Annotated in this window: 25 protein-coding genes and 2 pseudogenes; 7 read left to right on the top strand and 20 right to left on the bottom strand. The window is 61.2% G+C overall.

Annotation, left to right across the window (positions count from 1 at the left end; genetic code table 11):
- Positions 1 to 8: 8 nt before the first annotated feature.
- From CO660_RS22215 to CO660_RS22190, 6 genes are all read right to left on the bottom strand, one after another.
- Positions 9 to 2153: a methyl-accepting chemotaxis protein gene (locus CO660_RS22215; RefSeq protein WP_097600523.1), complete on the bottom strand. Its 2145-nt coding sequence runs from the start codon at positions 2151 to 2153 to the stop codon at positions 9 to 11.
- A gap of 16 nt (positions 2154 to 2169) precedes the next feature.
- Complete coding sequence (locus CO660_RS22210) at positions 2170 to 3099, bottom strand: substrate-binding domain-containing protein (protein WP_097600522.1); 930 nt, start codon at positions 3097 to 3099, stop codon at positions 2170 to 2172.
- Positions 3100 to 3273: 174 nt separating this feature from the next.
- A complete protein-coding gene (locus tag CO660_RS22205) occupies positions 3274 to 4158 on the bottom strand; it encodes a carbohydrate ABC transporter permease (RefSeq protein ID WP_097600521.1) in 885 nt (294 codons plus the stop codon).
- On the bottom strand, positions 4148 to 5074 hold the full coding sequence (locus CO660_RS22200; RefSeq protein ID WP_097600620.1) for a sugar ABC transporter permease: 927 nt from the start codon (positions 5072 to 5074) through the stop codon (positions 4148 to 4150). Before CO660_RS22200 ends, CO660_RS22205 begins: the two co-directional genes overlap by 11 nt.
- A 52-nt stretch (positions 5075 to 5126) precedes the next feature.
- The gene (locus CO660_RS22195) at positions 5127 to 6350 is read right to left on the bottom strand and encodes a sugar ABC transporter substrate-binding protein (RefSeq protein WP_097600520.1); all 1224 of its coding nucleotides are present in this window, start codon (positions 6348 to 6350) and stop codon (positions 5127 to 5129) included.
- Positions 6351 to 6399: 49 nt separating this feature from the next.
- Positions 6400 to 7719 carry an alpha-L-fucosidase gene (locus CO660_RS22190; RefSeq protein ID WP_176536347.1) on the bottom strand — a complete coding sequence of 440 codons (1320 nt, stop codon included), beginning with the start codon at positions 7717 to 7719 and terminating at the stop codon, positions 6400 to 6402.
- A 209-nt stretch (positions 7720 to 7928) separates the two neighbouring features.
- Here CO660_RS22190 and CO660_RS22185 point away from each other — a divergent pair, with 209 nt between their 5' ends.
- Entirely contained in the window at positions 7929 to 8936 is a 1008-nt protein-coding gene (locus CO660_RS22185) for a LacI family DNA-binding transcriptional regulator (protein WP_097600519.1), read from the top strand.
- A 6-nt stretch (positions 8937 to 8942) separates the two neighbouring features.
- On the opposite strand, the pseudogene CO660_RS22180 reads toward CO660_RS22185, so the two are convergent.
- The 7 genes and pseudogenes from CO660_RS22180 to CO660_RS22145 form a co-directional block, all read right to left on the bottom strand.
- Positions 8943 to 9217 (bottom strand): annotated as a pseudogene (locus tag CO660_RS22180) (type II toxin-antitoxin system RelE/ParE family toxin).
- Positions 9217 to 9477, bottom strand: coding sequence for a ribbon-helix-helix domain-containing protein (locus CO660_RS22175; RefSeq protein WP_097600618.1), 261 nt, complete (start codon positions 9475 to 9477; stop codon positions 9217 to 9219). Before CO660_RS22175 ends, CO660_RS22180 begins: the two are co-directional and overlap by 1 nt.
- 243 nt (positions 9478 to 9720) lie before the next feature.
- On the bottom strand, positions 9721 to 12057 hold the full coding sequence (locus tag CO660_RS22165) for a PAS-domain containing protein (protein WP_097600617.1): 2337 nt from the start codon (positions 12055 to 12057) through the stop codon (positions 9721 to 9723).
- A 218-nt stretch (positions 12058 to 12275) separates the two neighbouring features.
- Positions 12276 to 12695, bottom strand: a complete 420-nt coding sequence (locus tag CO660_RS22160; RefSeq protein ID WP_097600518.1) for an HD domain-containing protein — start codon at positions 12693 to 12695, stop codon at positions 12276 to 12278.
- Between the two features lie 5 nt (positions 12696 to 12700).
- Positions 12701 to 13027 carry a DUF2934 domain-containing protein gene (locus tag CO660_RS22155; RefSeq protein ID WP_097600517.1) on the bottom strand — a complete coding sequence of 109 codons (327 nt, stop codon included), beginning with the start codon at positions 13025 to 13027 and terminating at the stop codon, positions 12701 to 12703.
- Between the two features lie 81 nt (positions 13028 to 13108).
- Positions 13109 to 13465 carry a hypothetical protein gene (locus CO660_RS22150; RefSeq protein ID WP_097600516.1) on the bottom strand — a complete coding sequence of 119 codons (357 nt, stop codon included), beginning with the start codon at positions 13463 to 13465 and terminating at the stop codon, positions 13109 to 13111.
- A 107-nt stretch (positions 13466 to 13572) separates the two neighbouring features.
- Entirely contained in the window at positions 13573 to 13863 is a 291-nt protein-coding gene (locus CO660_RS22145) for a hypothetical protein (RefSeq protein ID WP_097600515.1), read from the bottom strand.
- 347 nt (positions 13864 to 14210) lie between these two features.
- Here CO660_RS22145 and groES point away from each other — a divergent pair, with 347 nt between their 5' ends.
- From groES to CO660_RS22130, 3 genes are all read left to right on the top strand, one after another.
- Entirely contained in the window at positions 14211 to 14525 is a 315-nt protein-coding gene (gene groES / locus CO660_RS22140) for a co-chaperone GroES (protein ID WP_085781736.1), read from the top strand.
- A gap of 150 nt (positions 14526 to 14675) precedes the next feature.
- Complete coding sequence (groL, locus tag CO660_RS22135; protein WP_085781737.1) at positions 14676 to 16304, top strand: chaperonin GroEL; 1629 nt, start codon at positions 14676 to 14678, stop codon at positions 16302 to 16304.
- Positions 16305 to 16361: 57 nt separating this feature from the next.
- Positions 16362 to 16634, top strand: coding sequence for a hypothetical protein (locus CO660_RS22130; RefSeq protein WP_085782065.1), 273 nt, complete (start codon positions 16362 to 16364; stop codon positions 16632 to 16634).
- A 122-nt stretch (positions 16635 to 16756) separates the two neighbouring features.
- Here the strand turns inward: CO660_RS22130 and CO660_RS22125 are convergent, their stop codons facing one another.
- A complete protein-coding gene (locus CO660_RS22125; RefSeq protein WP_097600514.1) occupies positions 16757 to 17887 on the bottom strand; it encodes an HPP family protein in 1131 nt (376 codons plus the stop codon).
- Positions 17888 to 17942: 55 nt separating this feature from the next.
- Positions 17943 to 18848: a LysR substrate-binding domain-containing protein gene (locus tag CO660_RS22120; protein WP_097600513.1), complete on the bottom strand. Its 906-nt coding sequence runs from the start codon at positions 18846 to 18848 to the stop codon at positions 17943 to 17945.
- 308 nt (positions 18849 to 19156) lie between these two features.
- Here CO660_RS22120 and CO660_RS22115 point away from each other — a divergent pair, with 308 nt between their 5' ends.
- Positions 19157 to 19468, top strand: a complete 312-nt coding sequence (locus CO660_RS22115; protein WP_097600616.1) for a hypothetical protein — start codon at positions 19157 to 19159, stop codon at positions 19466 to 19468.
- A gap of 276 nt (positions 19469 to 19744) precedes the next feature.
- On the opposite strand, the gene CO660_RS34495 is transcribed toward CO660_RS22115, so the two are convergent.
- The 5 genes and pseudogenes from CO660_RS34495 to CO660_RS22095 form a co-directional block, all read right to left on the bottom strand.
- Complete coding sequence (locus CO660_RS34495; protein ID WP_348627650.1) at positions 19745 to 19984, bottom strand: hypothetical protein; 240 nt, start codon at positions 19982 to 19984, stop codon at positions 19745 to 19747.
- A gap of 54 nt (positions 19985 to 20038) precedes the next feature.
- Positions 20039 to 20456 (bottom strand): annotated as a pseudogene (locus CO660_RS22110) (FAD-binding oxidoreductase); the annotation flags it as partial.
- 13 nt (positions 20457 to 20469) lie between these two features.
- Positions 20470 to 21138, bottom strand: a complete 669-nt coding sequence (locus tag CO660_RS22105; RefSeq protein ID WP_097600512.1) for a haloacid dehalogenase type II — start codon at positions 21136 to 21138, stop codon at positions 20470 to 20472.
- A gap of 144 nt (positions 21139 to 21282) precedes the next feature.
- Positions 21283 to 21951 (bottom strand): aldolase, encoded by a 669-nt coding sequence (locus CO660_RS22100; protein ID WP_097600511.1) that lies wholly within the window; start codon positions 21949 to 21951, stop codon positions 21283 to 21285.
- A 15-nt stretch (positions 21952 to 21966) separates the two neighbouring features.
- The gene (locus CO660_RS22095; protein ID WP_097600510.1) at positions 21967 to 22965 is read right to left on the bottom strand and encodes a LacI family DNA-binding transcriptional regulator; all 999 of its coding nucleotides are present in this window, start codon (positions 22963 to 22965) and stop codon (positions 21967 to 21969) included.
- A 221-nt stretch (positions 22966 to 23186) separates the two neighbouring features.
- Here CO660_RS22095 and ltnD point away from each other — a divergent pair, with 221 nt between their 5' ends.
- Both ltnD and otnI read left to right on the top strand, forming a co-directional pair.
- On the top strand, positions 23187 to 24131 hold the full coding sequence (gene ltnD, locus CO660_RS22090) for an L-threonate dehydrogenase (protein WP_097600509.1): 945 nt from the start codon (positions 23187 to 23189) through the stop codon (positions 24129 to 24131).
- An 11-nt stretch (positions 24132 to 24142) separates the two neighbouring features.
- A complete protein-coding gene (gene otnI, locus CO660_RS22085; RefSeq protein ID WP_097600508.1) occupies positions 24143 to 24919 on the top strand; it encodes a 2-oxo-tetronate isomerase in 777 nt (258 codons plus the stop codon).

The raw sequence follows: 24919 nt of genomic DNA, 5'->3' as shown, positions 1-24919 counted from the left end.
ACGGACGGTCAGGACGCCATTGCGTAGTGGCGATGCTCTGTCGCCCGGCCGCCGCGCGTCCTGAACCGCCGCAGCAATTCGGCAAGGCTCTCGGTTTCCTGCGTCAGGCTCTGGGCGGCGGCCGTGGTCTCTTCGACCATCGCGGCGTTCTGCTGCGTGACCTTGTCCATCTGGTCGCCGGCGGCCGAAACCTCGCGCAGGCTGGTGGCCTGCTCGCGGGCGGCCACCGCGATCTCAGCGACGGTCGCATTCATCGCGGTCACCTGCTCGACGATCTGTTCGAGCGAGACGCCGGATTCGCCGACGAGATCCACGCCTGTCTTGACCTGCATCGACGAGGTGGAGATCAGTTCCTTGATCTCCCTTGCCGCATTGGCCGAACGCTGCGCGAGCTCGCGCACTTCCTGAGCGACGACGGCAAAGCCTTTGCCCGCTTCACCGGCTCGCGCAGCCTCGACGCCGGCATTCAGCGCCAGCAGGTTGGTCTGGAAGGCGATCTCATCGATGACGCTGATGATGTTGCCGATCTTCGAAGACGAATTCTGGATTTCCGTCATCGCAGCGATGGCGCGGGAGACGATCTCGCCGCCCTTTTCAGCGTTGGTGCGGGCGGTTGCCACCACCGCCTGGGCGCGGCTGGCGCCCTCGGCCGTCCCGTTGACGCCGCGGGTAACGTCGCCGAGGGCTGCAACGGTTTCCTCCAGCGAAGCCGCCTGCTGCTCTGTGCGGCGGGCAAGATCGTTGGAAGCGGTGGAGATTTCGGCAAGGCCGGAGCGGATGGTGGTGACCGCGCGGATGACCGAGTCGACCGCTTCTTCAAGGCTCGCGACCGAGCTGTTGAAGTGATCACGGATTCGGACATAGCGATGGTCGACTTCACCGACGCGGACCGAGAGATCACCCTTCGAGAGCGCATCAAGCCCAATCGAAATCTGGTGGAAGGCATGTTCCATCACCTGCGCATCGCTGAGACGCTCGGCTTCCTGGCGCAGCCGCTCTTCTTCGGCCGCCAGACGCGCTCGCTCGGCATTGGCTTCGGCGATCAGCTTGGCGCGGCCGGTCTCCTGGAACACCTTCAGCGAACGCGCCATGGCGCCGAGTTCGTGCCGGTGCTCGACGCCCGTGATCACGATGGCATCGTCGCCGCGGGCAAGCTGTTCCATGGACTGTGCCATGCCGCGCACCGCTGCGGAAATCAGGCGACCGACGAAATAGGAAAGCACGAGGCCGATGACGATCAACAGGCCGCTGATGACAAGCGTCGTGCTGGTGGCCGAGGCAACCGTTGCTTCGACCGAGCCGTCGAGGTTCTTCTGCGCGCCTGTCACGGTTGCCTGCAGGTCCTTGAACTCGCCTGCGATCTTCGGCGCCAAAACGTTCAGCTGCGTCTGGCGGATATTGCCGGAGGTCTGCAGCACCTCCTTCATGTCGCCGAGGCGCGCGGTGTAATTCTGCATGAGCTGGCCGGCGCCCATCAAACGCTTCTTCTGCAGCTCGTTCTTGGCAGCCTTGGCGGCGGCGTCATTCAGCGCCACCGCCTGGACAAGCGCTGCCTGCGCCGTGTCAAAGGCGGCAAAATCGTCCGAATGCACGAAGCGCTCGGAGAAATAGAGGCTGCGGTCCAGGGCTTCCAGCGTTTCTGCCGTCATGTGCAGCAGGGCGACATCGTTCTGGCGCCAGGCGCTGCGCATGACGTCGTTGAGCGCGATGCTGGTCCAAGGGCCGAATTCGGTGACCTTGGAGATCAGCAGGTCGCGCCGGGCCTGAAGGGTGACGATCTGTTCGAAGGCCTTGCCGTAGGCAGCGATATCCTGGCGGATCATCGCGAGGCCGGACTGCAGCTCCTTATTGCCGACAAAACGCGGATCGTCCGCCTCGAAAGCCTTCACGCCGGCACGGAAACTGTCGACAACAGCCTGCGTCGGCGTCGAGCGGAAGGCTTCGGCCGACATCTGGATCTCGTGCAACTGGTCGCTGTAGTCCGAGATGGCGAGGCTCTGGCCTGCCGTGGCGCGATAGGAGGCGAAGATGGCGGCAAGCCCGTTCATGCCGGAGATCGCGCTGACGGTGAGCAGGCTCATCAGAAGGATCAACGGCACGAAGCCGGAAGTGATCTGCGCTCGGATGCCGAATTTATTCCAGAAATGCAACATTATAGGCCTCTTATGCTCACTGGCTCTTCGGCAGGTATGTGGAGATGTTCTCAGGTGTGACGAGTTCGAAGGGAACGTTGTTTTCGCGCGGCACCTTCTCCTTGTTGACGAGCTTCACGGCGGCGTCGACCGCCGCGGCACCCTGTCCGACAGCGCTCTGGAGAATGGTCACGTCGAGATCGCCGGCCACCATCGCGGCAAGCGCATCGTCGGTCGCGTCGACGCCGGCGACAACGACATCCTTCATCGGCATGCCGGCCTTCTTCATGGCGCGGATCGCGCCGAGCGCCATCTCGTCATTGTTGGCGATCACGGCGTCGAACTTGACGCCCGCCGAAAGCCATTCCTGCATCTGCTGGTCGGCGTAATCCCGCGACCAATAGGCCGCCTGCCGCTCGACGATCTCAAGACCCTTGCACTCAGGCGTGGCGATGACATCCGAGATATCCTGCGTGCGGGCGCGGGCGGCCGCATGGAAGGGCTCGCCCATCAGCACGACGACGCGGCCCTTGCCCTTGAGCAGCGCGCAGACCTGCTTCGTCTCCAGCGTGCCGGATTCCTTCTCATTGGAGGCGACCACCACCTGATTTTCGGGGAGATCGAGCAGGTTGGAGGGGACGTTGTTGATGTAGATAAGCGGGATACCGGCATCCGCCGCCATCTTGCTCATCTGCGGCCCGAGGTCGCCGTCGGAAACGGCCAGGATGATCGCATCGACCTTGTCGGCAATGAGCTTCTGGACCTGCTTCTTCTGCAGCTCGTTATCGCCCTTGGCGTTTTCGGTGACGAGCTTGAGGCCGGAGATCGTCTCGCTGTGATTGACGACGCCGTTGAGAAGCGCCGTCCTGAATTTGTCGAGATCGGACATCGAAACGCCGATCGTCTGCGCATTCGCAACAGTGACCGACATCGCCAAGGCGATGGATGCAAGCGTAGCCGTTTTCATGAATTCCCCTGCGCAATCCGGATTTGGAATGCGTTATTTCAAATCTTGGTTAAATTTTACTTTTCGCCCTGAAGCGAGAAATTAACGCGGGGGCACGATCTTAAGTCACCAAGCGGCTGGACTTGGGCGATCAAGCCGAACTTGATGCGACGGCATCACGTCATTGTTTTCACTTCAGCGCCCGCCGAAGCCGGAGCCGACGGTGATGCCCCTGTAGATCACCCTCTGCAGCAGGATCGCGAGAACGACGCCCGGAACCATGGATATCGTCGCGCCGGCCATGATGTAGTTCCAGGAGGTGCCCTGCTGCGTCTGGAACAGAGTGAGCCCGAGCGGCAGCGTTGCCTTGTCGAGGCCGCTGGTGGCGATCAGCGGCCAAAGGAAGCTCTTCCACTGCGCGATGAAGGTGAAGAGCGAGAGCAGGCCGATCGCCGGCATGGCGAGCGGCACGATGACCGTGATCAGGATGCGCAGGCGCGACGCCCCGTCCATCATCGCCGCCTCGTCGAGATCCTTGGGAATGCCGAGGATGAACTGCCGCAGCAGGAAGGTGCCGAAAGACGAGAAGGCGACCGGCAGAATCATGCCGTGATAGGTGTTGATCCAGCCGAGCTTGCTGACGACGAGAAAGAGCGGGATGACCAGCATCACCTGCGGGATCATCAGAGTGCTGAGATAGGTGAGCAGCAGCCCTTCCCGTCCGGGGAACCGCAAGCGTGCAAACGCATAGGCGGAAAGGCAGGAAACCACGAGTACGATCCCGGTCACGCCGCAGGCGACGATGAAGGAATTCATCAGGAACGTGCCGAAGGGCAGCGAAACCAGCGCCTCGACGAAATTGCCCCACTGATATTCCTCCGGCAGGATGCGGACCGGCACGGCCAGCACCTCGGTATTGGAGCGCACCGCGTTCGACACCATCCAGAAGAAGGGGAAGAGGAAGAGCAGCGCGATCAGCGAGAGGCCTGCATAGCTGATGAAGGTGCCGATCCGCCGCAGGACGCGATGCTGGTTCTGGGACTGGGAATGCGGATGCCGTGATGTCGCTTCAGTCGTCATAATGCACCCATTTGCGCTGCATGTGGAACTGCAGGATGGTGAGGCCCATGATCATGACGAACATCACCCAGGCAAGCGCCGAGGCATAACCCATCTGGAAATTGGTGAAGCCCTTCTGGTAGATGGCGAAGCCGAGGGTCGCCGTCGCCGAGCCCGGGCCGCCGCGCGTCATGGCGAAAATCTCGTCGAAGACCTGGAGCGATGTAATGGCCGTCATGACGGTGGCGAAGAACACCGTCGGCGAGATGAGCGGCAGGCGGATGCGCCAGAAGCGCCGCCACGGACCCGCCCCGTCGATCATCGCCGCTTCGAGATAGTGTTTCGGCACCAGGTCGAGCGCAGCGTTGAACATCACCACGTTGTAGCCGACATTGGCCCAGAGCGTGACGAGCACGACCGCCTGCATCGCCCAGCTGGAACTCAGCAGGAAATTCGGCAGGCCGAGGCCGAGCCACCGGATGACGCTATCGGCGAGCCCGTCCGGCGTAAAGATCAGCAGCCACACCACGGAGGCTGCGATCGTCGGGGTAAAGGTCGGCAAGAAGAAGATCACCCTGAAGATCGCCTTGCCGCGCTTCAGGCTCGATATCCAGACCGCCAGCGTCAGCGACACGATGATATTCACGGCCAGATATTCGACGGCGAAGAACAGCGTATTGCCCAATATCGTGTAGAAGGCGGGATCGACGGTGAAGAGCTTGATATAGTTCTGAAAGCCGACGAAGGACGGCGTCGTCAGCAGCTGCCAGTTGGTGAAGGACAGCGCCAGCGACGCCAGGATCGGCAGCGCCATGAAGATCATGAAGCCAAGGAAACTCGGCAGCAGGAACAGCATGGCCGTCTGCGTCTCGGGCTTCAGGAAGCGCCTGGGCTGAGCGGGTCGCAGGCCGATTTCGGCAACGGCGCTTTCCGACATCTTTTCCTCCATGCGCGGCAGCTCCCGCCGCCGAGCTCTAGCGCGACACGCTCTATTGCTGCGCGAGGCTCTGGATGGTTTCCATCGTCTGCTTGGCGTCGGCGCTGCCGCCAAAGGCGGGCGGAAAATACTGGTTGAACAGGTTTTCCACCGCCGCCCAATTGTTGGTGATCGCATAGGGCACCGAATGCGCCAGCGAATAATCGAGCGCCTCGCCGCCATTGGTGATGTCCTTGGCCGCCACCTTATACCAGGAGGATTGCGACGCCGTGCGGGCCGGGAGCGCGCGGCCCTGTTCGGCGAGATATTGCAGCGCCTCGGGACTGGTCAGCACCTGGATCGCCTTCCAAGCCGCATCCTTGTTCTTGCTCGTCGTGGCAATGCCGAAGCCGGAGCCGGCCGTGACCGCGGCAAGGTCCTTGTCGTTCTCGCGCGGAAGGGTGGTGAGGCCGATCTTGAACTTGGCTTTGTCCTTCATGCCGATGATCGACCAGGGACCATCGATATACATCGCGACATTGCCCGAATTGAATCGGCCCTGGATGACCGTGCCGGCATCGGCGCTCGATGGCACCAGCGGCGCGATCTTGTCCTTTGCGGCAAAGCCGATCACCCTGTCGGCAGCGGCGATGGCGCTCTGATTGGTAAGGTCGAGCTCTCCTGAATCATTGACATATTTATCGCCCCAGGCCGAGGCGAGGACCGAATAGTTCTGGGGCGTTATGCCGAAACCGTATTTGCCGTCCTTGGTGAGTTTCTTGGCGGCGTCGGTGAATTCGGCGAGCGTCCAGCCCGGCTTCGGCAGCGGAATGCCGGCGGTGTCCAGCGCATCCCGGTTATAGTAGATGACCCATGGGCCGACGTCATAGGGCAGGCCGTAGAGCTGCTTGTCGACGGACATGCCGCCGATGATGGAGGGCGTGAAGGCGCCGACATCGAACTTGTCGGCCGCGATCCGTTCGTTCAAAGGTTCGAGCAGCGAATAGAAATTCGGCATGCGCAGCGACTGCATGGAAACGATGTCGGCGAGCTGACCGGATGCAGCCAGCACCGGCAGCCTGGTCCAGTAGTCGACCCAGCCCGTCGTCGTCAGCGTTACCTTGATATCGGGATATCTGGCGGTCACCATTTCGGCCAGGTGCTGCCAGCCCTTGGTGTCGGCATCGGAACCGCTCCACATCTGCCAGGTCAGGTTGATCTGCTCGGCCGATGCTGCTGTAGCAAAGAGGCTGCCGCCGACCGCGGCAAGCAAAAGCGTTTTCTTCAGAACCTTCATGGGTTTCTCCTCCCTCCATGACGCAATGAACACGCGAATGCGACCGAGTTCACGCCTTGAGGATGATCTCGATCACCGGGACGGTAACGTCAGGTCGCCGGACCGGCAGTTCGAGTGTGATCATGCCCTCCGGCACCATCACGCCGATATTGGAATCCACTTCCTTCGTCTGGCTGAGCCAGCGCACTTCGCTGGCATCGTGCAGGAATTGCGCATAGGCGATCCTGTCGGCGAGGCCTTCGATATGGATGTGGCGATAAGGCCAGTTATAGACATGCAGGTAGAGGCGGTTGCCGCGCTGAGTATAGCGGCAGCCGGCCGGCACTGGAAATGTGGACGGACCGGCGCCGTAGATCGAACGTGCGTTGACCTCCATCCAGTTCTGGTAAACCTCGAGCGCGGCGATGGCGCGGGCATCGAAGGTGCCGCGGCCGGTCGGGCCGACATTCATCAGCAGGTTGCCACCGAGCGCAACGGAATCGATCAGCAACTGGATGATCTGTTCCGGGCTCTTCCAGCTGTCCTCGTCGCGATGATAGCCCCAGGAACCGCTGAAGGTGTGGCAAGCTTCCCAGAGCACTCCCTGGCTGGCGATGGCAGGCGCAACGCGCGGCGTATATTGTTCTGGCGTTGTGATGTCGGGCAGCTTGCCCGGTGGCAGATCAAGACGGTTGTTGACGATGATTTCCGGCTGCAGCTCGCGCACCAGCTCCAGCAACTTCTCGCTCTCCCAGTCGGCGCGCCCCTTGCCGGGCAAGCCGCGATACCCGCGGCCTGGATAGCTGAAATCGAACCAGATGATGTCGACGCGGCCGAAGCCGGTCAGAAGCTCGCGCACCTGCTCGCGCATATAGGCAGCGTAATTGGCGATGTTGCGGCCGGCATTCAGCGCCTCGGCTTGCGGATGGTTGCGCAAGGGGTGGTGGACGTCGATCGGAAAATCCGGATGGTGCCAGTCAAGCAGCGAATAGTAGAAGCCGATCTTCAATCCTTCTGCGCGGAAGGCCTCGACGAGCGGCGTCAGCAGATCCCTGCCGCAGGGCGTGTTCGGCGCCTTGTAGTCAGTGACCTTGCTGTCCCACAGGCAGAAACCCTCGTGATGCTTGGTCGTCACCACGACATATTTCATCCCAGCGAGACGCGCGCGGCGAGCCCACTCCTTGGGGTCGTAAAGATCGGGATCGAAATTGTCGAAATAGCGTTGGTAGTGATCGTCGGTGAGCTCTTCGCGGTTTTTCAACCACTCATGCCGCGCTCCAAGAGCATAAAGCCCCCAATGGATGAACATGCCGAGGCGGTCATGACTGAACCAAGCATGCTTACCCGCTCCCGGCATCGAATTTTCCGGCTGGCGCTCCGAACTCGTCACAGGATTCTCCTCCCTGTTTTTCCGGCTCAACTTCATGTCGAACCGGTTCGGTGAGTGAACATCCTCCTTGATCCAGCCTCTGTCAAGCTAGAATTCACAACTCGTAAATCCCTTAGCAGTCTGCCTGTCAGAACACGCATTTCGCCGTGTTCTGTTGCATAGACGAATAAAATCTGACAAAAGAAAGCTGTAGAACCGGTTCGACACACATGACGACCATACGAGATGTCGCGCGCCTGGCGGGGGTTTCGATCTCGACCGTCTCGCTCGCGCTCAACAGCCCGAGGCGGGTCGGAGCCGAGACGCTCGACCGCATCCAGCAGGCGATAACCTCGACTGGCTACCGCATCGACCCCGTGGCCCAGACGCTGGCGCGGGGGCGCAGCTCGCTCATTGGTTTCGTCTCGGCCAATCTCAGCAACATGTTCTTCGGCGACATCCGCCGCGAGATCGAACATCAGGCGCTCGACCACGGCTATTTCGTGCTGATCGCCGACTCCTCCGGCCGGGCCGATCTCGAACGGGCGCTTCTGGAGCGGCTGCAGGCGCAGAAGATCGCAGGCATCGCCTTGGCGGCAAACGGACGCGGCGAGGAATACGCAACCTTCCTGCGCGACTTCAAGACGCCGATCGTGATGTTCGACCAGAAGGTGGAGGGCGCCGAGCGCGACTTCGTCGGCTCCGACAATCCGCTGACGACGACGATCCTGACCGAGCACCTGCTGCAACTCGGCCATCGGCGCATCGCCTTCATCTCCGGCCCGAGCGGCCTGCACACCGCCGACGAGCGCCTGAAGGGCTTCGTGGACACGATGGCCGGCGCCGGCGTCGACGTCGACCCGTCGCTCGTGGTCGAGGGCGGCTATACCAGGAGCGGCGGCCATACGCAGGCCATGCGCCTGCTCACCCTCCGCGACCGGCCGACCGCCATTATCGGCGCCAACAACATGATGGGGCTGGCAACCCTGCAGGTGATGCAGGAAATGGGCTTTCGCTGCCCCGACGACGTCTCGCTGGCAATGGTCGACGACGTGCCTTGGAGCAACGTCATCACGCCCCGCATCACCATGGTCGTGCAGGATGCTCAGAAGCTCGGCCAATTGGCGGCACAGCGCCTGCTGGCCAGGATCGCAAGCCCCGAATCCGCCGCCGAGCCGCCGCAGGATTTCATCCTGACGCCGAGATTCGTGCGCGGGGAGTCGACAAGGCGGCTGTAAGCGTTTCTACCGATCCTCACGCGTATGCCAAAGCCGCAATACATAGATCGTCGACTGCTGGATTTCATAGCGTAGGTCATACGGCCAACGAGAATGCGGCGGACCTCACGAGGATCGAACTCCTCAAGCCGTTCGCCGAGATGCGGCTGTTCGAGCAGCCGCGCGGGGGCTGCCGTCAGTGCCTGTACAGTTCGGGCCGCGGCACGTCGGTCGACCGGGGAGCGAAAGTCGTATAGGCGGGCGATGTCCGAGACCGCTTTGCTCGTCCACTTGACTTCGATCACCGGGGGAATGAAATCGGCGCGTCAGTATCGAGACTATCGGCCCAGGCTTGAACAGACTGGTGATCGACAATTTTGCCGCTATCCACGTCGGCCAACGCCTCAAGCGTCAAACGCCGGCGCTCCTCTTCCTGGTCAATCCATGCAGTCAGGGCCTGCTTGACGATCCAGCCCCGCGAACGTTCGAGCCGAGATGCGAGCTGATCGACCTTCTGCGCAAGCGGCAATGGAACATGGGCCGTCAGAACTTTGGTCTCCATCGAAAACTCCTCATCATCAATCATCTATAATCATTGCGATTAATTTTGATTGCATCCAGCACTGTAGAGAATGACGTCCAACTGAGGAATTCACGACGCAGGAAGAAATCCGCGAGTGGCGTGATGAAGGCCGACGTTACTGATGACCTTTGTCCTTGACGCCTCGATCGCCGCAGCGTGGTTTCTCCCTGATGAGCAGCACGATGCGGCCGAGCGGCTTATGTCCGATTCAACACCGTCTGCCTATCCGGCAACGACACGCAACTGGTCTGGCAGCTCCGCGCCGATCGGAATCCGAAGTGTAAATGTCGTGCCGTTCCCGCGACTGCTTGTCACCTCTATCGATCCGCCGTGAAGTTCGATGATCTGCTTGACGAGATTAAGGCCGATACCAGTGCCGGCAATGCCGGTGGAACTTCTGGCGCGGAAATAACGCTGGAACATTTTCGGGAGGTCATCGGCGTCGATGCCGATGCCTTCGTCGCGGACAGTGATGCAAACGCTGTCCCCTTCCTGCCATCCGGTGACGTGGACGTTTGGAGAATCCGGCGCATATTTCACGGCGTTCGAGAAGAGATTGCTGAAGACCTGGTCGAGCGCAGGATGATCCCCATAAATGGTCGGAGGAAGCCGATCTAGGTCGAGCAGAAAACGGTGGGTGCGCCGGATGCTCTCCTGGCGGGCGCGGCAGATTTCGATGATTTCCGCGATCGAGCACGGCTTGTGCACGATATTGATCCTTCCGTGGTCCAACCGCCCGGCAGCAAGGATACTTTCCATCAGTTCGAGCATGCGCGAAACCGAACCGCGGATCTGATCGGCTTTTTCGCAAAGAAACTCCGGCGTCGCTGCCTCTTTGCGCCGAATGAGCCGTTGCGCCGCGCCGTCGATCACCGCAAGCGGGGTGCGGAATTCATGCGACGCCATCGAGACGAACTGCCGCTGCAATTCGTTGATCTGCTTTTCCTGTTCGAGCATGCGTTCTAGCTCTTCTGTCTGCCGCGCCAGTTCGACCGTGCGGGAGCGCACCATCTCTTCAAGCGTATCGCGGTGCTGCAGCAATGCCTTTTCGGCGCGCTTTGCCTCGGTGATGTCGACGACAGCCATCAGCGACGCCGCCTGGCCCTTGTAGTTCAGGCAGGTGGAATAGACGGTGACCTCGATGGCCGTGCCATCTCCCTTGAGATGGCGGGAAGAGTGGGACGAGGCAGGATCCTCGACATCGAAAACGACGGCCTGCGGCGGCTTGGATTCCTGCGCCTCGATATCGGATAGCCGCATCGTCAGGAATTGCTCCAGACGATAACCGTAGTGATCGATGGCAGCCTGGTTTACGTGGAGAAATCTCAACGTTTCATGATCGTAAACCCACATCGGCATCGGGTTGCCTTCGAACAGCAGCCTGAACGACGCCTCCTGCATTTTAAGGTCGGTAATATCGACACGTATGCCGACACTGCCGCCTTCTGAGATCTGGCGTTCTTCGATCCGTATCCAGCGGTTTCCGGGTAGGCGCTGCTCGTGTTTGCTGGTGGGCTTTGCATGATGGGCCAGCCTCTCCGCCAGCCATTCCTCCTCGCGCCCGGCCGCTTCCGGATATTGGCCGCGTTCGAGGCCAGCACGCAGGCGGTCTTCGAAGCGCATGCCTTTCACGAGCATATCGCCGCTTTCGGCGTAAAGCTGCTCATATCTCTGGTTCCACAGGACGAAGCGGTCTTCCTCGTCGAACAAGACGAGGCCCTCGGGGACGACTTCGAAAGCCGCCAGAAGACGTGCATGCGCCGCCCGCGCCTCCTGCTCGGCGCGTTCTGCCTGGACATGCGCCTTCGCAAGAGCCTTTTCAGCCTGCCAGGCCTGCGTGATGTCCTCATGGGTCGATACCCAGCCGCCGTCCGACGTGCGCTGATGATAGCCGCGGATGATCTGGCCCGACTTGAGTTCCTTGATCCAGTCTCGGGGCGTATCGCCCCTGTTGGTCGCTTCGGCCCAGGCGAGATATTCCGAGGTCGAGGTGGCGGGAACGGCGCCGACCCCCTGTCTCAGCTTGAGGATGTCTTCGAGTGACTGTCCCGGATGGATGACGGAGGGATCAAGTCCGTAGACTTCGGCATAACGGTTGTTTGAAAGCAGCAGCCGGCCGGCCTCATCGAACAGGCAGACGCCTTGTCCCATGCTGGCAAGTGCCGTATCGAGTTGCTCGTTGCGCCGCCGCAGGTCCGCCTGGACTGCGCCGAGCTCGATATGTCGGTTAATGCGGGCGACGAGCTCCGCGGCGGAGACAAGATTGGAAACGCAATCGACAGCACCGGCGGCAAGCGCTCCGATCCGGCTCTCCTCATCCTCCGGCGAGACCACGATGATGACCGGAATATCACACGTTATGGGGTTTGATTTGAGACGCCGGCAGTCTTCGAGACCGCGTCCCTCCGGCGACAGGGCGTCCAGCAGAATGAGCGCCGGCAGCGGTCTTTTGGCGGCCAAATCGTGAAACTCAGCTCGGTGGAGGTGAAGGCGCAGCACGATACCATGCCGCTCAAGGGCGTGACCGACACCATGCAGGCCTGCCAACGTGCTATCCATTGCCAAGATTGTGTGCAATTCGCCGGACACGACCATTCCCCCTTCGTCCACATGGACGCGACTATAAGTCGTATGGGTTAACACGCCCCTCACCCCAGGTCGGCGCCAGGGTGCGCCACGTTCTATGGTTGAAGAACGGTTGCGGCGATGCGGAAAATATCAGGTGGAGCAAAGGACGCGCGGCAGGACATTCCTTGAGATTTCGGCGTCGCCCAGACCTAGCGTTCGTTCCGGATGTCGTGCAGGAGATCAAGACCGCGCTGGTATTTTTCGGTTTTCTTGCCGGCTTGTTCGGCCTGTCGGAGATTGTCTTCAAGGTCGGCCTGTTTGACTGGCAGGGCAAGCGGATTGGATGCGGCGCGTCTGACGAATTCGTCATCGGTCTCCTCGGGCCGCCGCGTCAAGGCATCCACCGCAGAGATAATTGCCGGCGGGAATCCTTCCTCCCTCAACCTGTTGAGCGTCCAGCCGCTGCCTTTCTCGGCGACGTCGTGAAGATAGGCGACCGTTCGCACCTCCTCCCCCGACACGAGAAGCGCGACCCGCTGGCAATGCTCGAAGAATGGCCGGCCGGTCTTGTCCACCTGCCCTTCATGCGCCTCTATGGCGATTTGCATGGCATGGTCGAGATGCTGCATCGCGGTTACGGCCCTTCGGTCCTTCTGATTCTTCGCTGGGAAGGCTTCTCACCCGTTGTTATCTCGATATCGGGTGTCGTCGCCCCGGCAACTTGAGCAAGGCCGGCTCGCGGCGGATCGAGATCACCGCTTTCCCCGGCTCCTTGAAGCAAGGCCGCATCATCTCTGTCGTCTTGATCAAGCAGGTCTTGCAGCGTCTCATGCTCGTCTTCGCCAGCCAGCTCGTCGCAGGCCTGCATCCAATGACGCAGGTCCGAACCTTCAGGGCGGCCTTCGGCTTCCCAGATTTCATAGGCGCGCCGCCGTATCTGCTCGTGTTTGTCTATGGCCATGATCTTCTCCAGTTTCGACCTGACCTTGCAGCGTTCGTCTGGTTCCGGCGCTCCCGAAGGCTCTCAGCTCAGCTTCGTCTTTCAAGGCGTGTTGATGGTGGGAAGAAAATCTTCCACTTGCTTGCGCTCATCCTTTGGGAGGGTCTCCACCCGCTCTTTCCAGAAGCGTTCGGCCGCCGGGGGATCCTCCTCCCATTGGCGAACAGTGGTGATGTTGTCATCAATTTTGGACCGGCGGCGTCCGCCGAGGCTGAGATACTCCTTCGCGAGTTTCAGGCTTGGTGTCTCAGTACCGCTATCGCGATCAACCGTTGAACGCGCGTTGCGTCGAGCGGCTTCCAATGCCGCCTGGCGATCGGCCTCGGCTTGCTGCGTGTCGAAGGAGCGCGCATCGTCGGTTCCGTTGTCGGGAGACATGTTGGTTGGGGAAGTGGTCATGGATCACCTTTCGATGCTGTGATCCAATAACCTCCGCCAGCCACGAGAGTTCCGCATGCTGGCGATTGATTCGCACGGGCGGTCGAGCCGAACCGTGCTGCCGGCAATCAGTGAACGGCCATGCTCACCATGCGATAAGGGTGCACGGCCTCGAACTGCGAGATCATCGCCGTTGCCTGAAGCAACACGCGCTCGGCATTCTCGGGATCGTCGCGAGCGAGTTCGTCGGCATTGACGCGGATTGCTTCGGCCATGTTGTTGGAGAGTACGGCAAAGTGGGTATTGCCTTCGACAAGCGCCTCGCGCGCCGTATCCTCCAGCGTGCGAGCGATATCGACGAAGATCTCCTCGCGTTCCTCGATAGTGAGGTCTTTGATTATATTGGTCTTCTCTTCCATGTCACTCACTCCTAAAGACGTGGGACGGTGATCGAGCTCTTCGAGCCTCGATCGCCTGAGAGCTAGGAACGCCGACATCCGGATTCAAGCCATGTACAGTTTGAACTCGCCTTCGAGCCGAGGGGACGAGATCGTCATTATGCCGAACGCAGGAGTTGGCCTTCTGTTCCCGGGGAGAGCTGCTAGCAGTCGCCGGTAGAGAGTGCTAATTTTTCTCCTGCTCCTCTTGAAATCGAAAAACGCTCGAACCAGATCATTCGCGCAAGGCGCGACTTTGCACCCGGACCTCGTCAATCCGGTTCGGCCAGAGCCGACAACGTCGTCATTGTTTGTCTATGGAGGAAGACATGTCGTTCCGACCGCTTCATGACCGCATTCTCGTCCGCCGCGTCGATTCCGAAGAAAAGACCAAGGGCGGCATCATCATTCCCGACACCGCCAAGGAAAAGCCGCAGGAAGGCGAGGTCATCGCCGTCGGCCCCGGTGCGCGCAACGATGCCGGCCAGATCCAGGCGCTCGACGTCAAGGTCGGCGATCGCATCCTGTTCGGCAAATGGTCCGGCACGGAGATCAAGATCGACGGCGAGGACCTGCTGATCATGAAGGAAAGCGACGTGATGGGTATCATCGAAGCTCAGAGCGAGCGGAAAGAGGCCGCCTGAGTCCATTAGGTCGAAAATCAATGCTAAAGCCCAGTGCGATCTCTGAGATTCGCTCCTCGCGCTTTAGATCTTAATTTCTACGCATGTCGTCCTCGCAAAACCGCTGTACACTTGGCGACATGCGCAAGCTGCCGATGAAGGAGTGAGGACATGGCTGCTAAAGAAGTCAAATTCAGCGTCGAAGCCCGCGAAAAAATGTTGCGCGGTGTCGACATCCTGGCCAACGCCGTAAAGGTGACGCTTGGCCCGAAAGGCCGCAACGTCGTGATCGACAAGTCCTTCGGTGCGCCGCGCATCACCAAGGACGGCGTCTCGGTCGCCAAGGAAGTCGAGCTCGAAGACAAGTTCGAGAACATGGGCGCCCAGATGGTCCGCGAAGTCGCTTCGAAGACCAGCGACATCGCCGGCGACGGCACCACGACTGCGACGGTGCTCGCCCAGGCGATCGTCAAGGAGGGCGCCAAGGCCGTGACGTCGGGCATGAACCCGATGGACCTGAAGCGCGGCATCGATCTCGCCGTCAGCGCGATCGTCGAAGAACTGAAGGCCAACGCCCGCAAGATATCCAACAATGCCGAAATTGCCCAGGTTGGCACGATCTCCGCCAATGGTGATGCCGAAATCGGCCGCTTCCTGGCGGAGGCCGTGCAAAAGGTCGGCAATGACGGCGTCATCACCGTTGAAGAAGCCAAGACCGCCGAGACCGAACTCGAAGTCGTCGAAGGCATGCAGTTCGACCGGGGTTATCTCAGCCCCTACTTCGTGACCAATGCCGACAAGATGCGGGTCGAGTTCGAGGACCCCTATATTCTCATTCATGAGAAGAAGCTGTCGAACCTGCAGTCGATGCTGCCGATCCTCGAAGCTGTCGTTCAGTCGGGCAAGCCGCTCCTCATCATCGCCGAAGACGTCGAAGGCGAAGCCCTTGCGACCCTCGTCGTCAACAAGCTGCGCGGCGGCCTGAAGATCGCTGCCGTCAAGGCGCCCGGCTTCGGCGACCGCCGCAAGGCCATGCTGGAGGACATCGCCATCCTGACCGCGGGCACCGTCATCTCCGAAGATCTCGGCATCAAGCTTGAGAATGTGACGCTCAACATGCTCGGCCGGGCAAAAAAGATCACGGTCGAGAAGGAAAACACGACGATCATCGACGGCGTCGGTTCGAAGGAGGAAATTTCAGGCCGCATTGCCCAGCTGAAGGCCCAGATCGAAGAAACCACCTCCGACTATGACCGCGAGAAACTGCAGGAACGCCTCGCCAAGCTCGCCGGCGGTGTTGCCGTCATCCGCGTCGGCGGCTCGACAGAGGTCGAGGTGAAGGAGAAGAAGGATCGCGTCGACGACGCGCTGCATGCAACAAGGGCTGCGGTCGAGGAGGGCATCCTGCCGGGCGGCGGCGTGGCGCTGCTGCGCGCGGTCAAGGCGCTCGGCAATATCAAGACTGCCAATGACGACCAGCGCGTGGGTGTCGACATCGTCCGTCGTGCGCTCGAGGCCCCGGCTCGACAGATTGCCGAAAACGCCGGCGCCGAAGGCTCTATCATCGTCGGCAAGCTGCGCGAGAAGAGCGACTTCTCCTATGGCTGGAATGCTCAGACCGGCGAATTCGGCGATCTCTACGCGCAGGGCGTCATCGATCCGGCAAAGGTCGTTCGCACCGCGCTGCAGGATGCATCCTCCATCGCCGGCCTGCTGGTGACGACGGAAGCGATGATCGCCGAGAAGCCGAAGAAGGATGCTCCTCCGGCAATGCCGCCCGGCGCCGGTATGGACTTTTAAGTCAGGGTCTCAGGCTCGCCCGGACACGCCGGGCGGGCCTTTTCCGAGAGAATGAAGATGGTTCAAACGATCCTAAGCCGATCGCAGGTGCCGTTGGACTCCCGCGATCTCGAAACCTGCCAACGCGTCTTCGACAAGCTCAGCGCCGATTACGCAGTGGCAAGAGACAGCGACGAAGCCGAACGAATGGCGAGCATCATCATCGAGCTCTACCGACAGGGTGTGCGCGATCCCAATCATCTGCAGTCGATGGTTCAGGCGGCCCGCGGCCTGTTTGAGACGAACGGACGCCCGACTACGCCGGTGACTGCGCCGGCACGCAATCGATGACGAGCGCATCCCGCATCCGCTTCAGCTCATAGCCGAGATTATATCGGAAGGGCTGACGCCGAAGGCATGTCGCCTTCGGCGGCCGTGACGGGCCGGCAGCAATCCGAGCCGCTCCGCACGTTTCACGCCACAGCCGCGATCGTATCGCCGTCGTTCGGCAGTAGCCGTGCAACGGCGCTCAAAAGGTCGGTCTGCGATATCAGGCCGAGGATCCGGTGGTCGTCGTCGACGACGATGACGGCATGGGTGCGCCCGTCCGTCAGAACCGGCAGCAGCGACAGGGCGAGATCCGAAGCTCTCGCCACCGCCGGCTTGGAGATCGCGTGGGCAATCGTGTCGCCGCCCCCAAACAATTCGCGCAATCCGACAGTGCCGATCAGACGGCCTTCCCGATCGTTCACCGGCAGGGTGCGGATATTATGCTTCAAAAGAAGATGTCGCGCGGCGTCCGGCTCGGACGTTTCGCCGATGGCGATCACATCCCGTGACATGATATCGGCGCAGCTGATCTTGTCGTTCGATCGGATGGCCGCCTGCAGCTCGACCTGCTGCAGCAATCTGCCGAGGTCCGCACGATCGATATCGAATGTTTCATCGAGCGCTTCGAGGGCGGCATCGACATCCTCCTCGCGAAAGCCCACCCGGGCGGCGGATGGCGGATCGATCGTCTGGTGGGTGTTCTCCGCCGGCTTCGGCACGACATGCGGATAGTTCCGCCTTGAAAGCTTGTGGAACAGCAGCCCGAGCCCGACGAGAATGCAGGAGTTCAAAGCGACGGGCACGAAGGGAAAGAGGAATCCCCACCCGGCAACGACGGGGCCGCCGAGCACGGCGGTCAGTGCCGCAGCCCCTCCCGGCGGATGCAGGCATCGCGTGAACGACATTGCGCCGATGGCCAGCGAAACGCCGACGCCCGTCGCGATGATCGGATCACGAATGAAATACGCCGCAATAATCCCCATCAGGGCGGAAATTGTATTGCCGCCGATGATCGCCCATGGCTGCGCCAATGGGCTTGCCGGCACCGCGAAAAGCAGCACCGCCGACGCCCCCATCGGTGCGACGATCAGCGGAAGATGCGGCCCCTGACCGAACAGATAACCGCTGATGACGCCAGTGAGACCGATGCCCAGCAAGGCCCCGAAACAGGCGATCAATCGTTCTCTTAGCGTCGCGCCGGCCAGAATGGGCGAAAACAATCGAAAGCGGCGAAAACGGCTCGGCCCTACCTTCGGTGAAACGGGAAATTGCATGCGAAGACCAATTGGGAGTGAGGATTATCTGGAGGTGGAGGACGAGACGCCGGAGCTAGTTTGCCGCCAACCTGACATCTCTGCCTTTGGTTGCGCCAAGCACTTCATGAAAGGCACTGAAGGCGCTAGGGCAATCGTCCTTGCGGTAAACCAGCAGGGTCTCGACCGGCCCGAGCTGATGGGTTTGAACGGCAGTCGGCCAGTGCATGAGATCGAGAACAGACCTTGGCATCACACCCGCGGCATTTCCGGTCGCAACACTCGCCAGGATCGCATGATAGGAACCGTGCTCGATCGTCGGCAGGCCGCTCGATTTGCGCGCCCAATCTTCGGCAATCCGGCGATAGGTGCAGCCGGGTTCCAAAGCCGCGAGCGACCCGACACGCAGGTCGGCCGCGGATTTGATGGCGGGATGCCCGGATGGCAGCACGATCAACAGATCTTCGATGAAGACCGTCTCCATCCCCAGGGCCTCGAGTTCGGCATCGAAATCCAGATCCTCCTCCCGCATCGCCTTCGGTGGGCGGGCAATAAGCGCGCAATCCAGCGCATCGGCCAGAACATCGCGGGCGAGATCGCGAGACGCGCCCATCGTCAGATGCAGCGACACGTCGGGCCACATCTGGTTGAATTGCGTCAGTGCCGCCGGCAGCCGGCTTGCCGCCGTGCTCTCCATCGTGCCAACCCGCAATGTTCCCGATGGGGCAAGAGGCCGCACGGCCTGGCGCGCTTCGAGCGCCAGCGCCATCAGCCGATTCGCATAGGCGAGAAAGGTTTCGCCTTCCCGCGTCAGCGTCATCTTCTTCCCGTCACGGCTGAACAGGCAAGCGCCAAGGTCCTCCTCCAATTGCTGGATGCGCGTCGTCACATTCGACGGCACCCGCCCGACGACCTTTGCAGCCTTCGTAACGCTGCGATCGCTGGCAACGGCGAGGAATATCTCGATTGACGAAAGGTCCAATAAAAATCTCTTTTCCGGAATTAAAGCGAGTCATCGTTCTCTATATAAAAATCATCACCCGAGCTCAAGCGGGTTTAGACACAGGCGCAAAAACCGGAATCGGGGCAGCGTGAGGGCTCCCGGGCGCGACCTTCTCATGATGTCCGCGCCATCGGCAGGCCGGACAGCCAAGTGATTGCCGAAAAAAAGATCGAGACGCCACCGAAATAGCCACGCAAAGTCCGGGATCGTCCCGCTACCGGGCGTTTTGCGGCTGGCATGGAGATTGCGTCTCGATGCTGATCTGTAGAACGACCGGCGCCGACCATATGATGCACCTTGTTTTGACCTGCCTTCTTCTAAGCGTCGCTTCAGGCCTGAGCATGCGGCGTTTTCTTCTGCCGTATTTTCCCGGCGGCGACCTCGCTGAGAAATGCGCTCCCGTCACGGTCGTCGCAAGCGCGGTCTTTCTGGCGGCAGTCGCCTTTACCATCTCCGACCAAAATCTCTGGGCCAAATCCGTCGTGCTGATGCTCTGCCTTTTGCTGGCGGCAATGTTCGACGACGCCCGCCCCAGTCTGACCATCGCGCTTTCCGCCATTAGCCTGGCGGCCTACCTCGGGCTGCGCCCGATCGGCTGAGCATCTGCTTGGCATACTGTCCTGCCGATCGATGACACGGTGTTCTGGCTCGAGACCGTATACCGGCGGGAAACGGCGCAAGGCCTGTGGCAATATCGTTCCTTCCGACCCGAAGCCGAACGTATCTAGGCTTCGGCCGCCATGCCCATTATCCCGGCGCCTAATTTCCGTCAGCCGAGCGCCTGGCTGACCAGCGCATAGGTTTTCGGCCGATGCCCCACATGACCTCCCGGAATTGGAAGCCAAGGGTCGCCCAGCGACATGGTTGTCACGAAGTCAAAGACAGCAAGGCCACAGCGGGAGAGAAAATCGGCAAATAATCCGGCTTTCTCGCGTATCGAGGCGCAGGAATGACCCCGCATGCTCGAGCGCATGCGGATGAACGACGGCAATTGCGTCTGCGTCACTGACCGCCACCACCGGGCCGACGACATGGCTGCGCCCGAACCTCCGGCAAAGCGCGAAGGCCTCGACCCGGCCGGAGCGAACCAATACGACGCCCTTGGAATGTGCCATCAGCCGTGTCAGAAGCAGCGTGCGGTCCGTGCCGAAGGCAACGCGATCCAGTTCCGCGATCGCCTCCAGATCTTCAGCTTCTACGGGCCGTAGCAAGCTTGAGCTTTCCCGCGCGACGGAAATTGCAATCGATGCCTTCCTCGGTGACGATCGCCTCGATCGTATCGATGGACTCATCGAACGCCCGATAGAGCGCCATAGCCCTCTCCGCGCCGAGCGCTGACTTCGCGGACAGGAAGCTGTGAGCCAATCCGTTGTTGAGGTGGCCGCCATTGCGCCCCGATGCCCCCCAGCCCACCCGTTCGCCCTCCAGTACGACGACCTTGACGCCGGCTTTCGCAAGCTGGCGCGCCGCTGCAAGCCCGGTAAAGCCCGCGCCGATCACGGCGACATCATAATGTCCTTCGACAGGACCCTGAGCCGCATCGGCAAAAGCACGCGCTGTGTCGTGCCAGTAGGACTGGAACTGCATCCTCTTATCTCCGTCAGAGGCCGACAACGCCATGCAAGCCGGAGATGTCGGGAATCTCGACATAGCCGTAATAGGGATTTGCCGGCTCGTGACCGCGATTGACCCAGACCTTGTTTTTGATGCCGAGATCGTGGGCCGACATCAGATCATAGCGGAAGGATGACGAGCAATGCAGCACGTCCTCTGGCCCGCAGCCGAGCATGTCGAACATGTATTCGAAAGCCTGGAAGCGCGGCTTATAAGCATTGGCCTGCTGAGCGGTATAAACCGCGTGGAAGGGCGCGCCGAGCTTTTCGACATTCGACATGATCTGGGAGTTCATGGCGTTGGACAGGATGACCAAAGGAATTTCCTTGGCAACTCTGGCAAGGCCCTCGGGTACGTCCCGATGCGCCCCCCAGGTGGGAACACGCTCGTAAACCATTTGCGCTGCTTCGTCGCGAAACGTGACGCCGTTGCGCTTGCATGTCCGCTCGAGCGAGTTGTGCACCACCTCGGCGTAGGGCTTCCAGGCGCCCATGATCTCGTCGAGACGATAGGCGGCGAAATTCCTGACGAACTCCGCCATGCGCGGCTCCTCGAGTTGATCGCCGTAGAGGTCGCGCGCCGCTTCCGCCATCTGGAAGTTGGTCAGCGTGCCGTAGCAATCGAAGGTGATGTATTTCGGGCGGAACGTCGTCATCTGCGTATCCTTGAATGACTGGAACCGGGATGTTTCACAATCATAGGCACCGCTTTATCCGTGGCTTACCCGAATTGGCGGCATCCGAAGCAGAATCTATCGTATCGAAAGCGGCGTTTGGCAGAAGGTTGCGCGCGCTCGGGTTCAGTCGTGATCGTGGTCATGATGCGACGGAAGATCGAGGCCGAAGGTATTGACGAGATCGGCGACCTGGGCCGGGCTGAGGAAACGGGGATTGAGGTTGCGCAACAGCAGATAGAGCTTCGCCGTTTCCTCCAGTTCCTCGGTCGCGAAGACCGCCGCCTCCAGGCTGTCACCGGCGACAACAGGTCCATGATTGGCGAGAAGCACCGACGAATATTTGCCTGCCAGTCCGCGGATTGCGTCAGCCACCGCCGGATCCCCAGGACGATAATACGGCACCAAAGCGGTCTCGCCGGCGCGCATGAGATAATATGGCGTCATCGGCGGCAAGGCGGCCCGCGGATCAATCTCCGGCAGCATGGTCAGCGCCACCGCATGGGTGGAGTGAAGATGGACGATGGCGCGGGCGCTGCCGCGTGTCTCGTAGAGGGCGGTGTGAAGCGGGATTTCCTTGGTCGGCTTGTCGCCGGACAGCAAACGGCCTTGCGCATCGAGCCTGGAGATCCGGGCCGGGTCGAGAAAACCGAGCGAGGCGTTGGTCGGCGTCACCAGCCAGCCGCCGTCCTCCAGCCGCAACGATATGTTGCCGGACGAACCGGGCGTCAGCCCGCGCTCGAACAGCGAGCGAGCGTATAGGCAGATTTCCTCACGCAGGCGCGCGTCGGACATGGTGGTTCCTCCAGGTTACGCAGTTGCCCCTTCGATCAGTTCAAAACCGAGATCGATGGCCTGCGGCGGCGCGTTGGCGACGACCAGCTCAGCGGCGATCTGCCCCGTCGCCACACGCGGCGTGCGGATGGTCGATAAGGGTTGCGGTATTGCCCGGCCGATATCGAGGCCGTTATAGCCGAATATAGCGAGCTGCGAGGGGATGGCGATCCCTTGAGCGAGACAATGAAAATAACCACCGAGCGCCATGTCATCGTTGGAAAAGTAGACCGCATCGAGGCCGGTCGCTCGTGCGAGCAGTCGCTCCAGTCCCTGCTTGCCGTTTTCGACCGAGGAAGCGTCCGCGAGGATTTCCTGGGCGATGAGGGGGGTGCCGTTGGCTTCAAGAGTTTCACAAAAGCTCAAGAAGCGTTTGCCGGCGCGGGTGTCGCGGTCCAGGTCGTGACCGACATAACCGATCCGCCGGTAGCCCCGCCTGAGCAGGAAGGCAGCGCTCTCCCGCCCGGCCGCGCGATTCGAGAAGCCGACCGCAATATCGAGGGCGTCGCCATCCAGATCGAGCAGTTCCACGACCCGGCATCCGCTGGCGCGCAACATCTTCGCCGTACCCTCGGTGTGCTCGTAGCCCGCCAGCATCACTGCCGCCGGGCGCCAGGCAAGCATCGCGGTGGCGAGCGCCTCCTCCTTGCCCGGATCATAGTCCGTCACCGAAAAGACTGCCTGATAGCGGTTTTCTTCGAGAACGGCACCCGCTCCACGCAGCACGTCGGAAAATACGATGTTAGACAGCGAGGGAATGACGAAGGCGACAAGGCGCGAACCGGTGGAGGCAAGCGTTCCCGCGATCCGGTTCGGGACATAGCCCAGCCGCTCGACGGCAGCCATTACCCGCTCCCGCGTTCTGCCGGAAAACGATCCGTGGTTGCGCAGCACGCGCGACACCGTGCTCTCGCCGACGCCGGCCGCTTGCGCGACCTCTGCAAGGGTCACCGTCGCCTGATGTTTGAATTCCATGGTCAATCTTGAACCCGGCATCTGAAGCGCGAAGCTATCCTCGGGACACCTCGCTGCGATAGCCATTTTTCATCTCTTCCGACCAGAAGCAAGATATTTTTGGCAGCGCTGCCAATCTGCAGTTGGCAGCGCTGCCAAAAGGGAGTAGGAAAATGGCAGCGCTGCCAAAAGATCGCTTATCGCCGCCCAGGCATGGCTCTTGCAAGACTGGAGAAACTCCCATGACACCGCTTGCCGAACATTCAGGCCCCACCGTCATCGCGGCCGTGATCGGACTTGGCTCCATGGGCCTGGGAATGGCTCGCTCGATGAAGCGCGCCGGTCTCGACGTCATCGGATACGACATAACGCCGGCGGCAGTGGACCGCTTCGTCGCCGAAGGCGGACGTGGCGCGGCGACTCCTGCCGACGCCGCCAGGGAGGCTGACATCGTCGTCTGCGTGGTGGTCAACGGCGCGCAGACCGAGGCCGTGCTGTTCGGGGCAGAGGGTGTCGCGGCTGCAATGAAGGCGGGCGCCGTATTCATCTCCTCGGCAACCATGGATCCGGCCGTCGCACGCGATCTGGCGGGGCGGGCCGAGGCCCTCGGTCTGCACTATCTCGATGCGCCGATATCGGGCGGCGCGGCGAAGGCCGCGCTTGGCGAGCTGACGATCATGGCTTCCGGCTCCATGCAGGCTTTCGATGCGGCGCGGCCGGGCCTTGAGGCCATGGCCGGCAAAGTCTACGAGCTCGGCGAGGCGGCCGGAATCGGCGCCGCTTTCAAGATGATCAACCAGCTTCTCGCCGGGGTGCATATCGCGGCCGCATGCGAGGCCATTAGCTTTGCCGCCAAGCAGGGTCTCGACCTCGACAAGGTCTATGAAGTCATCACCGCCTCGGCTGGCAATTCGTGGATGTTCGAAAACCGCGTGCCGCATGTATTGGCCGGAGACTATACGCCGCTCAGCAGCATCGAGATCTTCGTCAAGGATCTCGGTATCGTTCAGGATATGGCCCGCTCCGAACGATATCCTGCACCGCTCGCGGCAGCCGCTCTGCAAATGTATCTGGCGGCGGCCGGGGCCGGCATGGGCCGCGACGACGATTCCTCACTCGCGCGCCTCTACGCCAAGCTTTCCGGCGCGGAGTTGCCCGGTTCCGTCAAGGAACCGCAGAGCCTGTAAAGGAAGTCAACATGCCTGCTTTCGCCGCCAACCTGACGATGATGTTCAACGAATGGGCCTTCCTCGACCGCTTCGACGCCGCAGCCGATGCAGGCTTTTCCGCCGTCGAATATCTCTTTCCCTATGAAGTCACGCCGGAGGCCATCGCCGAACGGCTCGCCCGCAACAATCTGCAGCAGGCCCTGTTCAACCTGCCGCCGGGCGACTGGGGCGCCGGCGAACGCGGCATCGCTGCCCTTCCCGGACGGTTCGACGAGCTGAAGGCCAATGTCGAGCGGGCGCTGGATTATGCGGCGGCGACGGGCGTCAAACGGTTGCACCTGATGGCAGGCATCGCCGATCCTCATGATCAGGGCGCCTCTTCCTCATACCGGCGCTCCGTGGCCTACACCGCCGGCCGGCTTGGGGAGAAGGGCATCGACCTTCTGCTTGAACCGATCAACGGGCGCAACATGCCGGGATATTTCCTAAACGATTTCGGCAGCGCCGAGCGGCTGATCGCGGAATGCGGCCTGCCGAACCTGAAGCTTCAATTCGACATCTATCACCGTCAGATCATCCATGGCGACGTTGCCATGGCATTGCGGCGCCTGCTGCCGATCACTGGCCACATCCAGATCGCCAGCGTGCCATCACGCAACGAGCCGGATGGGGAAGAGCTGAACTATCCCTATCTGTTCAGCCAAATCGACGGGCTGGGTTATGATGGCTTCATCGGCTGCGAATATATTCCGCGAGGCCGCACGCTGGATGGTCTAGGCTGGTTCGCCCCTTTTGCACGGAGCTAG

This window comes from Rhizobium sp. L9 (assembly GCF_002531885.1).
Lineage (GTDB): Bacteria > Pseudomonadota > Alphaproteobacteria > Rhizobiales > Rhizobiaceae > Rhizobium.
This window is presented reverse-complemented; position numbering and strand designations above follow the sequence as displayed.